The sequence below is a fragment of the Photobacterium galatheae genome (assembly GCF_000695255.1).
GTDB classification, from domain to species: domain Bacteria; phylum Pseudomonadota; class Gammaproteobacteria; order Enterobacterales; family Vibrionaceae; genus Photobacterium; species Photobacterium galatheae.
Genome location: NZ_JMIB01000040.1, coordinates 1 through 13,060, shown reverse-complemented (window position 1 = coordinate 13,060; position 13,060 = coordinate 1). Strand labels below are relative to the sequence as shown.

Annotated in this window: 13 protein-coding genes; 9 read left to right on the top strand and 4 right to left on the bottom strand. The window is 48.0% G+C overall.

The genetic code is table 11. The annotated features are described in order from the left end of the window. Window positions 1–3: 3 nt before the first annotated feature. The 3 genes from EA58_RS18910 (at window position 4) to EA58_RS18900 (ending at window position 3,297) form a co-directional block, all read left to right on the top strand. Window positions 4–1,152: an ABC transporter permease gene (locus tag EA58_RS18910; protein ID WP_412177951.1), complete on the top strand. Its 1,149-nt coding sequence runs from the start codon at window positions 4–6 to the stop codon at window positions 1,150–1,152. Continuing rightward, on the top strand, window positions 1,149–2,321 hold the full coding sequence (locus EA58_RS18905; RefSeq protein ID WP_036756586.1) for an ABC transporter permease: 1,173 nt from the start codon (window positions 1,149–1,151) through the stop codon (window positions 2,319–2,321). Before EA58_RS18910 ends, EA58_RS18905 begins: the two co-directional genes overlap by 4 nt. 82 nt (window positions 2,322–2,403) lie before the next feature. After that, the gene (locus EA58_RS18900) at window positions 2,404–3,297 is read left to right on the top strand and encodes a LysR family transcriptional regulator (RefSeq protein ID WP_081819761.1); all 894 of its coding nucleotides are present in this window, start codon (window positions 2,404–2,406) and stop codon (window positions 3,295–3,297) included. A gap of 44 nt (window positions 3,298–3,341) precedes the next feature. Here the strand turns inward: EA58_RS18900 and EA58_RS18895 are convergent, their stop codons facing one another. Next, window positions 3,342–6,056: a bifunctional acetate--CoA ligase family protein/GNAT family N-acetyltransferase gene (locus tag EA58_RS18895; RefSeq protein ID WP_036756584.1), complete on the bottom strand. Its 2,715-nt coding sequence runs from the start codon at window positions 6,054–6,056 to the stop codon at window positions 3,342–3,344. A 339-nt stretch (window positions 6,057–6,395) separates the two neighbouring features. Here EA58_RS18895 and EA58_RS21160 point away from each other — a divergent pair, with 339 nt between their 5' ends. From EA58_RS21160 to EA58_RS18875, 4 genes are all read left to right on the top strand, one after another. Next, window positions 6,396–7,112 carry an SPOR domain-containing protein gene (locus tag EA58_RS21160; RefSeq protein ID WP_051642235.1) on the top strand — a complete coding sequence of 239 codons (717 nt, stop codon included), beginning with the start codon at window positions 6,396–6,398 and terminating at the stop codon, window positions 7,110–7,112. 244 nt (window positions 7,113–7,356) lie between these two features. Beyond that, on the top strand, window positions 7,357–8,364 hold the full coding sequence (locus tag EA58_RS18885) for a D-alanine--D-alanine ligase (protein ID WP_036756581.1): 1,008 nt from the start codon (window positions 7,357–7,359) through the stop codon (window positions 8,362–8,364). Between the two features lie 133 nt (window positions 8,365–8,497). Next, window positions 8,498–8,677, top strand: coding sequence for a YhfG family protein (locus EA58_RS18880; RefSeq protein WP_036756578.1), 180 nt, complete (start codon window positions 8,498–8,500; stop codon window positions 8,675–8,677). Then, window positions 8,667–9,296, top strand: a complete 630-nt coding sequence (locus EA58_RS18875) for a putative adenosine monophosphate-protein transferase Fic (RefSeq protein WP_051642234.1) — start codon at window positions 8,667–8,669, stop codon at window positions 9,294–9,296. The genes EA58_RS18880 and EA58_RS18875 overlap by 11 nt, the downstream gene beginning before the upstream one ends. Before the next feature lie 19 nt (window positions 9,297–9,315). Here the strand turns inward: EA58_RS18875 and EA58_RS18870 are convergent, their stop codons facing one another. From EA58_RS18870 to EA58_RS18860, 3 genes are all read right to left on the bottom strand, one after another. After that, entirely contained in the window at window positions 9,316–10,284 is a 969-nt protein-coding gene (locus EA58_RS18870; RefSeq protein WP_036756576.1) for a tyrosine-type recombinase/integrase, read from the bottom strand. Window positions 10,285–10,389: 105 nt separating this feature from the next. Beyond that, window positions 10,390–10,908, bottom strand: a complete 519-nt coding sequence (locus tag EA58_RS18865; RefSeq protein WP_036756573.1) for an ATP-dependent zinc protease family protein — start codon at window positions 10,906–10,908, stop codon at window positions 10,390–10,392. 108 nt (window positions 10,909–11,016) lie between these two features. Further along, window positions 11,017–11,628: an HAD family hydrolase gene (locus EA58_RS18860; RefSeq protein ID WP_036756570.1), complete on the bottom strand. Its 612-nt coding sequence runs from the start codon at window positions 11,626–11,628 to the stop codon at window positions 11,017–11,019. A 119-nt stretch (window positions 11,629–11,747) separates the two neighbouring features. On the opposite strand from EA58_RS18860, the gene yciH reads away from it, so the two are divergent. Then, window positions 11,748–12,071, top strand: a complete 324-nt coding sequence (gene yciH / locus EA58_RS18855) for a stress response translation initiation inhibitor YciH (protein ID WP_036756567.1) — start codon at window positions 11,748–11,750, stop codon at window positions 12,069–12,071. Between the two features lie 149 nt (window positions 12,072–12,220). After that, window positions 12,221–12,907, top strand: coding sequence for a type 1 glutamine amidotransferase domain-containing protein (locus tag EA58_RS18850; protein WP_036756564.1), 687 nt, complete (start codon window positions 12,221–12,223; stop codon window positions 12,905–12,907). The last annotated feature ends 153 nt before the right edge of the window (window positions 12,908–13,060 follow it).

Genomic DNA, 13,060 nt, shown 5'->3' with positions numbered 1-13,060 from the left:
ATGTTGCTGACTGCTTTTAAGAGAGAATGCCGTATCATTCAGCAGGAACCGTGGCTGAAAGCAATGCTGTTTGTGTTGCCGGTATGTCTGTTTGTTCTGGTCTGGTGGATCTTTTCTCAGGGGATTGCCAGAGATCTGCCGGTTGGTGTGGTGGATCTTGATCAAAGCCGTCTGTCTCGTGGATTGGTGCGTTATTATGACGCGAGTCCGACTCTGGCTGTCACACAGCAGTTTACCAGCGTGGAAGAAGGTTCAGCCATGCTGCGCAGCGGGGATATCTATGCGCTGGCGGTGATTCCGGAAGCGCTGGAAAAGGAGACACTCCGAGGTGCTTCGCCGTCTGTCACTGTGTTGTATAACGCGCAATTTATTCTGATCGCTAAACTGGTGAACAGTGCTTTTGTCTCGGCTCAGGCAACCTATACCGCGGGTGTCGATACGATGAAGAAAATGGCTGGTGGCGTCACCGTGCCAGTTCAGGCATTGGGGCAAGCTTTGCCGGTGCGTAATCAGATCACCCCTTTGTTTAACAGTAACGCTCACTATGGTCAGTTTCTGGTATCCGGCATTATTCCGGCGTTGTGGCAGATTTTTATGATCGCAACAACGGTCATGGCACTGGCGGTTGAACAACGTCGTCAGGGCCTGTTGCCCTGGCTGGCCCAAAAACCGGTGATTTTGTTGCTGGGTAAATTATTCCCTTATGGTCTGGTTTTCATGGCTCAGGGCATGCTGTTCCTGTGGGGACTGTATGTGTTGATTGGCTGGCCGATGCACGGCAGTTGGAGCATTTTGCTGCTGGCGCAGGCACTGATGGTCATTGCCTGTTTAAGCATGGCGACGCTGTTCTTTTTTGTGGCGATGGATGTGACGCGGGCAATGAGTTTCGTCGCGGGTTTTACAGCGCCGGCCTTTGCTTTTATGGGGATTACTTTCCCGGCAACCGACATGCCGACGCTCGCAGCCGCATGGCGCGCATTGCTGCCTGTCAGCCATTACATTGAGATTCAGGTTCAGCAGGTTGATTATGGCACGGGCCTTCCTCAGGCGATGCCACAGCTTTTGATTTTAACGACATTCATTCTGGCATTTGGGCTGGCGGTATTGCGTATGCTGTCTTGGCGTAAAGGTCAATTGGAGGCAAGGGCATGAGCTGGCGTCACATTTTACGGCTTGAATTGAAAGCGATTTTTACGAACCCGGCGATCATCTTTACGGTTTTCGGTGGTGTGCTGATTTATTCGCTGCTTTATCCGTTGCCTTATGCTCAGCAGCTTCCACGAGAGCAGCAGATTGCCGTCGTGAATCTCGACAATAGCCCGATCAGCCGTACATTGGTGCGTATGGTGGATGCCACGCCACAAGTGAAGGTCATGCGAACTGCATCAAGCCTTGATGAGGCGAAGCAGTGGCTGTTGAATCGGGATGTAAAAGGAATCCTGCTGATTCCGGAACATTTTCATCGAGACCTGTTGCTTGGCAGCAGCCCAACGGTTTCTTTCTCTGGCGATGCAGCACTCTTTTTAGTTTACGGAACCGTCGTTGAAGGCTTGGCAACGGCAACGGGCACACTCAGTGCCAAAGCGAAAGTTGCCCGTATGGTGGTTGAGGGAAACAGTATTGCACTGGCAGCGGAACAGTACTCTGCGATGAAGCTGAGCATGCAGCCTGTATTTAACCCAACAATGGGGTACATCAATTATATTATTCCGGCTGTATTCGTTTTCATTTTGCATCAGACGCTGATTATTGGCACCGGGCTGGTCAGTGCAACGCAAAATGAAGCACGGACACGAGGTGAGCACGGATACTGGGACGTTCTGCCAGCATGGCAAATTCTGTTTGTCCGTGTGGCGTTGTTTACACTCATCTATGTTCCGTTGTGCGCGTATTATTTTGGTCTGAGCTTTGACACTTATGGCATCAGCCGCCTTGCATCAATGGGCGATATGGTCGCTATGACCTTGCCATTCCTGATTTCAGTCGCAGCTTTTGGTGTGGTGGTCGGTGAGTTATTACCGCGGAAAGAGCTGGTGACGGTTGTGGTGGTGCTGAGTTCGCTGCCACTGGTTTTCTCGATGGGGTTTGTCTGGCCGGTTTCCGCGCTGCCTGATCCCGTGCACTGGTTGGCACAGCTCATTCCAGCAACACCGGCAATCAATGGATTTTTACGCTTAAATCAAATGGGTGCCAGTTTTGCTCAGGTGAGTGGCTGGTGGCTTCAGCTTTGGGGGCAGGCGGGATTCTATGCGCTCATTGCATTCGCTTTGATACAGAAAAAACGTCGTCAGTTGCTCCAACCTTTGAATTCCATGCATTAAAGGGATACGGCGATAGGTATTTTCTGGTGAGTATGTTAAAAAAGCTAGTTATTCAATAGCGGCATGGCACAGGGAAAACAAATTGAGCCGGTTATTATCATTTGAAGCATTGATGGTCCTGGATGCCATTGAACGTCGCGGGAGTTTTGCTGCTGCCTCTGAAGAGCTGGGTCGGGCGCCGTCTTCGCTCAGTTATCAGGTTCAAAAGCTGGAGCAGGATTTAGATTTAGTGATCTTTGATCGCTCCGGTCATAAAGCGGTGTTTACCAAAGCGGGAAGGCTATTACTGGAAAGAGGCCGGTTACTGCTTTCTGCCGCGGATGAAATGGTGTCTGACGCGACAGCCTTAGCGCACGGCTGGGAACTTGAGCTGACCATTGCCTATGATGGTCTGGTCCGTTTAGATCTGATGTTCCCACTTGTGGAAGGTTTGGCGAAGAAAAGCAAAACCCGTCTGAAATTTCGGGAGGAAATTCTGGCCGGATGCTGGGAAGCACTGGCACAGGACAGGGCAGACATTCTGATCGCGCCACCACCAAGTGTTGCACCGCCGGAAGTGAAAATTCAGCCATTGGGCAAGATGGATATTGTCTGGGTTGCTCACCCAGACCACCCGATTCATCAGCATAAAGATCCGCTTGATCCTGTGATCCGCCAGCAATATAGGGGTATCGCCGTTGCTGACACGGCAAGAAATCTGCCGCCAATGACACACAATATTCTGGAAGAACAACCGCTGCTGACGGTATCCAGCATGTACGATAAGCTCAATGCGCTCCGTGCAGGGTTAGGGATTGCAACGATTCCGGCCTGTTTTATTCAGGATGACCTGGCGGCCGGGACGCTGGTGATGATTGGTGATAACCCTGTTCGGGAGTTTGAACTGGCGCTTGCCTGGAATCGGAGCCGGATGGGGAAAGCCAAAACCTGGGCGATTCAACAGCTTGAACAGCTGTGGAAAAAACATCTGAATTGATCCCTCTGTACAACGCTGACCTGAAGCACAGATCAGCGTGTTTTTCATTCGCTGACGACGTTTTCGCTTTCTGTCTGGAGGGGCAATAACAGCTCAGCGGTTTTATCTTCGAAATGAACCTCGACCTGGAATCCGCTCTTTCTGGCCAGTGCCAGCATGCCATGGTTGGTTGGTAGTGTGATCCCTGTCATTCGCAACGTTCCTCGATGCCTACAGTACTGGATTATGGTATTGAGTAAAGTGCTCCCTAAACCTTGTCCTTTTAAATCTGATCGAATCAGAACAGCAAATTCAGCGTCTTCATTGCTCGGGTCGGAAACAGCCCGACTGACCCCCAGAATGTCTTGCTCTTCATGTGTCTCAGGATCCAGACTCACAGCGATGAAAGCCATTTCGCGGTCGTAGTCAATCTGAGTGAGATTGGCTAATGCTTCGTGATTGAATTCACCCACTTCAGAGAAAAAGCGGTTGTAAAGGTCATCATGTGAGACTCTGGCGATAAAGGCTTTATGTTTCGGCTCATCTTCAGGGCGGATTGGACGCAGCAGAACGGGTGTTTGATCTTTCATTGTAATGAAGCGTTCCAGCTCTTTCGGGTAGGGCCGGATAGCCAGTCGCTGCTGAGTATCTCCGGTGAACGGGCGAATCGTCATGGATGCGTCAATGACCGTCATATCTTCGCCTGCAGCCAGTAATGGATGGATATCGAGTCCTGTGATCTCCGGACAGTCGATGATCAATTGTGAAAGCTTCACGAGTAGTTTACACAGCGCAGGGATATCCAGACGCTCAGGCAGACTGCGTTGTTTAATTTTGCCAGTTTTCAGGGCGTTGATAACCAGATATCTGGCCAGCGCCATATTGAGCGGTGGAATGGCCACTGCAGCATCGCGGTGAATGTCCCATTCCGCTGCTTCATCGCCAATCAGAATGACTGGGCCAAAAACCGGGTCGGTGTGAACTGCAATACGAATTTCTTGCGCACCCGCCCGATTTGCCATGCGCTGCACGAGCAAACCTTCAATTCGTGCATTGGGGTAGTTCAGTGACACCCGATCAAGAATCGCCTGGGATGCATTGGCGACCTCTGCCGCGGTTCGCAGATGCAGCATCACGCCATGGACTTCTGATTTGTGGCGGATATCCGGAGAGCGCAGTTTGACGGCAACCGGGTAACCAATCTGTTCCGCAATATGTGTCGCTTCAGCCGGATCTGATGCGATCCAGGTCGGCAGGGTATGGAATCCGTAACTTTCCAACAGTGGCCTGACTTCGTGGGTTTCCAGATGATCAATGTTCTGTTCGAGAAGCTGGTCAAGTAACTGGTGAACATGACCCGGATTGCTTTGTGTCTCACCGAATGAGGCGGGGGTTTCCATGAGTTGCTTCTGGTTTCGACGGTACTCGACTAAATGCATGAACGCATTGACGGCACTTTCCGGCGTTCTGTAAGCCGGAAATCCTGACTGCGTAAAGACTTGTCTGGCTTTTTGTGCCTGTGTTTCGCCTGCCCAATTACTGAGAATATTAAAGTGGGCGGTACGGGGATGCTGCCGCAATACTTTCACCATGTGATCTGCGGTTTCTTTACTTGAAGCAATCGCAGAAGGGGAATGCATGATCAGCAGTGCATCAAAGTCATCGCTATCGAGCAGAATTTTTGTTGCGGCTTCGTACCGCATAATGTCGGCATCACCAACGATATCAACCGGGTTTGATTGCGACCAACTGACAGGCAGTACCGCAGAAAGCTTGTCGATGGTTGCCTGGCTCAGGATTGCCAGCTTACCGCCACGTTCTGTCAGCGCATCCACCGCCATAATGGCCGGGCCGCCCCCATTGGTGAGAATCGCCAGACGTTCTCCCCGTAACGGAACCGCATGGGCCAGCGTTTCGACGGCAGCAAACAAATCATGCGTATTATGCACCCGAAGCATCCCGGAGCGTTTAATTGCTGAGTCATACACGGCATCCAGACCGATTTCGCCACCAGTGTGCAAATGGGCTGCCGCACTGCCAATTTTGGTTCTGCCACTCTTTAGAACCAGTATCCGGCGATTCCGGGCTGCCGCACGTGCTGCAGACATAAACCGGCGGGCATCACGAATGGAGTCGATATACAGCAAAATTGCCTGCGTTTTACTGTCGCGGCAAAGGGTATCTAACAGTTCAGCAAAGCTGATATCACAGGTATCGCCAAGCGAGATAAACGTCGAAAATCCAATATTTTTATTTTTTGCCCAGTCGAGAATGGTGGTGCAGACCGCAGCCGATTGAGAGATAAATGCAATGTTGCCTTTATTGGCAGCAATTGGCGAGAAAGAAGCATTCAGGTTGTGCCAGGGCAGAATCATCCCCATGCTGTTTGGGCCAATCAGTCGCATTCCGTATCGTTTCGCGACTTCATGCATCCGGATATCTTCCGTGACACCGTCACCATTCAGGTCGATATTCATACCTGCGGCCAGCACAATGGCCATCTTCACCCCTTTTCGGCCTAACTGATCAATCAGATCAACGTTACGATGACCTTGCGTACAAAGGATGGCTAGGTCAGGTATCCGAGGTAGGCTATCGATATCCGGGTAGGCCAGCACGCCAGCAACCGCATCATACTTTGGGGTGACAGGCATGATGGGACCATGGAAGTTCCCGGACAACAGGTTTTTGATCACGACATACCCTGCACGTTTCGGGTTGTCAGAAGCGCCGATGACGGCAACTGAACGTGGTTTCAGCAGAGATTCAAGTCCTTTCATTGTAAAAATGCTCTCCGAGTGCCGTCAGCTATGAACACATAAGTACAGGTTAATATGCGCTGAATGACCACTGACTGATGATTCGCTGCTGTGAGTGTAATGGAATCTGCTTATCTTTGTCTGTGGCCGATACGTGAGTTGTGCAACATCCCTGTCATTTTTTTGTTTGTACAGTTTTATGAAAAGCTGGAAATTCAATAAAAAATCAACCTATTATTTAGGGAGCTTTGAACCTGTGATATAACGCCAATAATAACGCACCCTGAACGGAGCAGGCTTGATTGGTATCAGGCCGGGGTGCAGAATCTTTTTAAGACAAATAAATCAGGCACGATGATAATGAAAAAACTTGCCTTAATGGTTGCGATTACTTCAGCTTTAGCAGGCTGTGCGCTAGACAATGAACGTCAAACGATCAATGGCACTGTTGTCCCGACACTGGAAGAACAGGAACAAACCGCACTGGCACAGCAGCCAGTGGATGCTGAACCTGTGGCAGTTGAGCAGATCAATGGTCCGATTGAGCCACTCACTTCAGGTGACATTGCTTTGAGTGATGAGGTCGTCCCACTGAGCCAAGAGATTGCGCCAGTGACCGAACCTGCGGTAATAACGGCTCAGAATGCCCCTGTCGTCAGTAATGAAACACAGCCTCAAACCGAAGTCATGTCGGAATCTGTCTCTGCTGAGCCAGTTGCAGCAATGCCGACTGCTTCTGCAACATTGGTGGAAAGCCGTGAGCCTCAAAAAGCAAGTTATGAGTTTGCTGCAGCGCCGGAAACCGGTTTTACTGTACAGGTACTGGGGTTAAGTCAGAACAATGGTTTTGCACCCTATGTGGCGAAACTACCGGGTCAGCAGCCAGTGTGGATCAACCAGAAAACGTATCGTGAAAAACCTTGGTATACCTTGCTGTATGGTCATTTCAAAACCGTCGAGGAAGCACAGGCGGCGATTCAGCAATTGCCAGGCGATATTCAGTCTTTCGGTCCATTTGTTCGAAGTCTGGCAAAAATCCATCAGTCTCCAGAACCTAAGCTGACAAAAGTTAACTGAAAATTGACATTCCGGGCTCCTCTACATGAGGAGCTTATTTTTTGTATCTTTAGCCCTTTTCACGCAGCGGAATCCAGCCAATTGCTTGATGCCTGATAGATAAGATGCAATAGTTGATGCCCTGAATGCTGTTGAAGTTTTTTGTGAAATCAGTGTCAATGAAGACTGGTGTCAACGGTAATAACAAATTGATCGTCTGGCGGTGTCTCATGTGCCGGCAGGCAGTGGTTGAAAAGGGATCAAGATGAATCCAATTCATGTTTTATTACTTTGTGGTGGTGGTAGTGCCGAGCACGAAGTGTCTTTAGTCTCTGCCAATTTTGTTGAGCAGAATCTCCAGTCGATTGATGGCATTCGCTATACACGAATTGAAATGAAGCCAGAGGGTTGGTTCGATCAAAATCACCAACGTTGGCAACTGAATCTTGATCGCAGCATCCAATCCGATTCAGGCGAGAAGGTGCCGGTGGATTATGTGATTCCTTGTGTTCATGGTTATCCGGGTGAAACGGGCGATCTTCAGTCGTTATTAGAATTGGTTGGTTTACCATATTTCGGATGTGGCCCGCAGGCCAGCACCAACTGTTTTAATAAGATTACCTCTAAGTTGTGGTTCGATGCACTTGGCATTCCGAATACGCCGTATGTATTCCTCAGTGAGCTGACCGAGGAATCGTTGAAAAGTGCGTCAGACGCGCTAGAGCGTTGGGGGAGTGTGTTTGTGAAGGCGGCTTGTCAGGGATCATCTGTAGGTTGTTATCGTGCGACAGATGAAGCCAGTCTGAGAGAAGCGATTCAAAACGCGTTTACCTTCTCGGATCAAGTCCTGGTTGAAAAAACCATTCGTCCCCGCGAGCTTGAAGTGGCAGCTTATCAGTATGGTGATGAACTCATTATCACCAAGCCAGGTGAAGTCAGCTGTCCCGATGGTCAGTTTTACACGTATGAAGAAAAATACAGCGCTGACAGTCATTCAACGACTGTGGTTGAAGCGACGAATATCAGTGAAGCACAAGTTGAGCTAATCAGAGCTTATGCCCGAAAAGCGTTTGTGCATTTGAAGCTGAAAGACTTGTCCCGTATTGATTTCTTCCTGAGTGAAGACAATGAAATTCTTCTCAATGAAATCAATACCTTTCCTGGAATGACACCAATTTCCATGTTCCCGCAAATGTTGGCTCATCATGGCCATCAATTTTCAGACTACCTGGAAAAAGCCATCAAGAAAGGGATTCTGGAATCAGTTCTGTAATCAGTTCTGTAATCAGTTCAGGGCACTGAAAAGTAATCCAGACTGCCATGAAACAGAAATGATATAAACGCCAGTCTGACTGGCGTTTTTTTCATGGGCTGTAATACTCACTGAAAGACACGACAAGCACTGTATGTTGACGAAGAAAGTAAAAGCGGAGCGGTTCAGGGCAATGCGCAGGCGCAACTATCGGGCCAGTTTGAAGCTGGAAGGTTTTGAGTTGGATGCGTTGTCTGTGGCAGAACAAGCATCTGAGGTTGCGTTGTCTGAAGAAGCACTGATCGCGAAGCTGAAAAAGGCCTATGCGAGATAAGTATGGCGTTCAGCAGGATCCGGATTGTTATCCCGACTCTGTTGTGCTGATCAATTTGCTGAATATCGAAGATGAGGATGAGCTGGCCCGCGCGGAACGGGATTTTACCCGTGTGCGTGCAGAGCATTTTGAGCCTGAGTTTGGCTGTTTTGAGCTTTCCTACCTGAAGAAAATTCATTTTATTCTGTTTCAAGACCTCTATGCATGGGCGGGTCAGATTCGTCGTGTAGATATTACGAAAGGACAAACACGATTTTGTCACGCGAACAATATTGAAAGAGAAGCCGAGCGGTTATTCGATGCTCTGGCAGAGGAAGCGTACCTTTGTCATCTGAACTTTGACGACTTTATCCGCCGGATTGCGCATTATTATTGTGAACTCAATGTAATCCATCCTTTTCGAGAAGGAAATGGCCGAGTCCAGCGTATTTTCTTTGAAATTCTGGCCTTAAATGCTGGCTATGAGATTTGTTGGGAAGGGATCAACCTGAAAGAATGGGTGGAGGCCAACCAGGCAGGCTATTTTGGTGAGCTGAAACCACTGGAAAGACTGTTCGAGCGTATTACTCAGCCAGTCCGGGAGCTGGGACAACCACAATGGGCGTCCGGGCCGAGCTGACTGAGTATTCTGCCCAAGATTACTTTTGCCAAGGCTTATTTTTCACATACTTTGCGATTTCAGTATCGTGCTTATCTTTGTGCCCAGCATATTGAGCGGGCATCGCCGGGCTTTTCCAGCGGCCTTGTGATTGAATATCATGAATTGATACACCGGCATCAGAGAGGTCTTTGACCGCGCCAACGCGGGGAGACTGGCCAGAAAAGATAGTGTCGTGGCTGATCCCCAGTTCATCTCCGGCACGTCTGAACACTCGGTAAATCGAGGAATGGTCTAGCGGCTGATCACCAACATTCCCGTGGCGGTCGATGCGTCGAAAGACGTTACCAGTTTCGATGATTCCGATGGTTAACCAACGCTGAAGGGCTTGTGAAGCCAGTGTGCTTAAGCCAATGGCGTGTTCTTTTACATTTAGGGTAATCAGGCCTGATGGGGCGATTTCCAAATGTTCGACCGTTAACGCTGTCAGTTCACTCCGTTTCAGCATGGCTTCAAACATGATGGACCATATCGCGAAATCACGGACATCTTTGGGTTTGGTTGCGAGTGAGAAATGCTCAGCAAGGCGCTGCAGATGGTCATCCCGAAAAGCGGCGGCATTTTTATAATCATCCTGCTTTTCAAGTCTGTACCGGTTCAGTACCAAACGAACTTCAGTATGCCGACATGGGTCAGGGAGTGCATGGCAGCGATGAACCAAACCAATAGTGACGATGTAACGTTTCAGACTTGCCAGTTTTCGTTTTTGTGCCATTTGGTCAATGAATTCATGCACAATTTTTACTGAAGCAGGTAAGGCACATGCGTGCTTCTCCAGGCAAAAGCTCAGAAAGTGGTTCCAGTCGTTCTTAAATGCAAGCAGCGTATTCGCAGAATATTGTTGATGCGTCAGAATTTTCCACACTTCAACATCTTCTATCGGTAGAGAGAACGTTTGAATGCTACGCTGCTTTTCAGATTCGTTGCTTATTGTAGGAATTTTTTTCATTCTGACGCACTATAACTAAAGTTTTTGTCTGGAATTACTATAAAGAATACCGACCTGAAATCAAGCCGGTATTCAACATTTTCAATGCTCATCAAGAAATGGGGGTCAATCGTCTTCGTCAGATTTCTCGACATCAACCAAGTAATCACCCATCAGCCAGTTTCGGCCAATAAGCAATTTATATTCCAGCTTACTGCGATTTCTTAAGTTCACGGAAACCCGTTTATGCTCACCATTCCAGCTTAAATCCATTTTGACCGCATAACGGCGTTCAACACCTTGCGCGTTCCTGATTTTACTGACCTTGACGATTTTACCTTTGTAGGTTGCTTTTTCACCTTTTTCATTCTCAGTGGTGAACTCGACCATACTGCCGAGATTCTCGCGCATGTCTTCGCTTTTTTCGCCTAATACCCGAATGTTATAAGCATTGATTGAGGTTGTATTGGCACCCGTATCGATACGGGCCAGAAATTCCATGTCCAAGTCAGGCATCTTGATGGTTTCAACCTGCCCGACGATAGATTTCTTTTCCTGAGGTCTGCTTTTTCCTTCTTCAGCCAGAGAAACAGGGCTGTTCAATGCAAAAACAATGAACATAAATGGAATCAAAGCTTTAATCACAAAACCTCCAGGGGAACATAAAAGCACAACGATGGGTACTATAGACATAAGCCGCCATGCTTAGTTCAGGGCAATGTTAAAGAGATAACTCAGTAAGCATAGATTCAGTTAACTGATCTTTAGTCTCAAAGCTGAGCGGATTTCTTGATAACAATTCGGGGTTGCTGAAAAATGAATGGTGTTGATCCCCAGTTTCCGTGCAGCCAGAACATTGGGTTCACTATCATCGATGAAATAGGTTTCCTCCGGTATGAGGGCGTATCTGCTGATAAGGTTCTGGAATATTTCAGGTTCCGGCTTTAAGAGCAGTTCTCTTGCAGACAGCAGTCCACCATCGAACAAAGTTGAAAGGTTGTGTTTTTCGTTCAACGTTTCGAAAAAGGCTGTGCTCATATTGCTGAGGTAGTAGAGATGAAAATCTTGTTCAATAAGCTCATCAAGCAATATTTTGGATGCCTGGATGAGCTTCAGACTGCTCTGGATATGATCAATAAAATCTTCCATCCGAGCTTCGGGGAAACCGGTTCGAGCTGCAAACTTTGGGATGACTTCTGCCATCAGCATTGTCCCGCGATCCAAGGCGAGCCAATCGGAATGTTGCAACACATTCTTGAGCAAGACCTCCTGCTCATAGTTAGAATGAGTGAAGGTTTCAACAACTTTGTGTGGATTCCATTCAAACAGTACGCCACCAAAGTCAAAGATTACGTTACGAATCATATGCGTTTCCGTTAGAAGCCTATTTATTGATATTATTCGGGCTGACACTGGTCGCAAACATCTCTATTCAACCTGATGACCGGGTCACATTTTTCAAGCAGTTATTGGGATCGAGTTCAATGAGTGACAACAGCCGATTAGTTTTTTCGACCGAAACAGGCCGTATCAAAGAAGAGAAAACAGCACCAGAACGTCCGAAGGGAGATGGTGTTGTTCGTATTCAGCGTCAGACAAAAGGTCGAAAAGGGAAGGGCGTCTGTATCGTAACCGGATTAGATGTGAGCGATGCTGAACTGAAGTTGCTGGCAGCAGAGCTGAAAAAAGTCTGCGGCTGTGGCGGTTCAGTGAAAGACGGAACCATTGAAATTCAAGGTGATAAACGAGATTTGTTGAAAGCCACTCTGGAGAAAAAAGGGCATACCGTAAAACTTGCCGGTGGTTAATGCCTGAATCCTAGATTTGGATTGGCTGCGCCACAGAGGCATCCTATTTTGTTGGGTTCATGTCTGTCTTTCATCGATGTAAAGGTCGAGTTATCTCTGAACCCAACTAACCTCTATGGGTTGAAGTCACTTCGCTGTGGGAGAAACTGATGAAAATTCTGATGGTACTGACATCGCATGATCAACTTGGCGATACCGGCCATAAAACGGGTTTTTGGCTGGAAGAGTTTGCGTCTCCTTATTACGTTTTTCAAGATGCGGGAGCAATATTGACACTGGCATCACCACACGGTGGACAGCCGCCGATAGATCCTAAAAGTAATCAGCCGGATGCGCAGACAGATGCAACTCGCCGTTTTGAACAGGATGAGCAAGCAAAGCAAACGTTGGCAAATACATTGAAACTAAACCAAGTGCATGCTCAGAATTTTGATGCCATTTTCTACCCGGGAGGGCACGGACCATTGTGGGATCTGGCTGAAGATCAAGAATCAATTGCCTTGATTGAAGCTTTTATTTCACAAAACAAGCCTGTAGGTGCTGTGTGTCATGCGCCAGCCGTATTCCGCCATGTTCGCTCTGAAGGCGGTGACTTTTTGGTATCGGATCGTAAAGTCACTGGTTTTTCAAATACCGAAGAAGCTGCTGTCGGACTTACAGAGATCGTTCCGTTTCTTGTTGAAGATATGCTCAAAGAAAATGGCGGCCTCTATCAAACGGCTGAAGATTGGCAAAGCCATGTGGAAGTTGATGGTTTACTTGTCACAGGACAAAACCCAGCATCATCTGATGCTTGTGCAGAAGCCTTAATCGCGTTACTGAAATCGAAGATTTGATGCTTTTAAATAGGTCATTCCGTATGCCATTGAAGTACCAGGCAAACTGATATTTGCAGCAGGACTTCAATGGCAGTGTGAATTACCTATTTTATGGTAAATCAGCGTTATGGTTAAATTGAAAAGCTCCGATAATTGAACTGACCCCCAATA

Coding starts and splice junctions, on each gene's coding strand:
- EA58_RS18885 (WP_036756581.1), top strand. CDS start 7,357: ATGAATCCAATTCATGTTTTATTACTTTGTGGTGGTGGTAGTGCCGAG.
- EA58_RS18870 (WP_036756576.1), bottom strand. CDS start 10,284: ATGAAAAAAATTCCTACAATAAGCAACGAATCTGAAAAGCAGCGTAGC.
- EA58_RS18860 (WP_036756570.1), bottom strand. CDS start 11,628: ATGATTCGTAACGTAATCTTTGACTTTGGTGGCGTACTGTTTGAATGG.
- yciH (WP_036756567.1), top strand. CDS start 11,748: ATGAGTGACAACAGCCGATTAGTTTTTTCGACCGAAACAGGCCGTATC.
- EA58_RS18895 (WP_036756584.1), bottom strand. CDS start 6,056: ATGAAAGGACTTGAATCTCTGCTGAAACCACGTTCAGTTGCCGTCATC.
- EA58_RS21160 (WP_051642235.1), top strand. CDS start 6,396: ATGAAAAAACTTGCCTTAATGGTTGCGATTACTTCAGCTTTAGCAGGC.
- EA58_RS18905 (WP_036756586.1), top strand. CDS start 1,149: ATGAGCTGGCGTCACATTTTACGGCTTGAATTGAAAGCGATTTTTACG.
- EA58_RS18880 (WP_036756578.1), top strand. CDS start 8,498: ATGTTGACGAAGAAAGTAAAAGCGGAGCGGTTCAGGGCAATGCGCAGG.
- EA58_RS18850 (WP_036756564.1), top strand. CDS start 12,221: ATGAAAATTCTGATGGTACTGACATCGCATGATCAACTTGGCGATACC.
- EA58_RS18875 (WP_051642234.1), top strand. CDS start 8,667: ATGCGAGATAAGTATGGCGTTCAGCAGGATCCGGATTGTTATCCCGAC.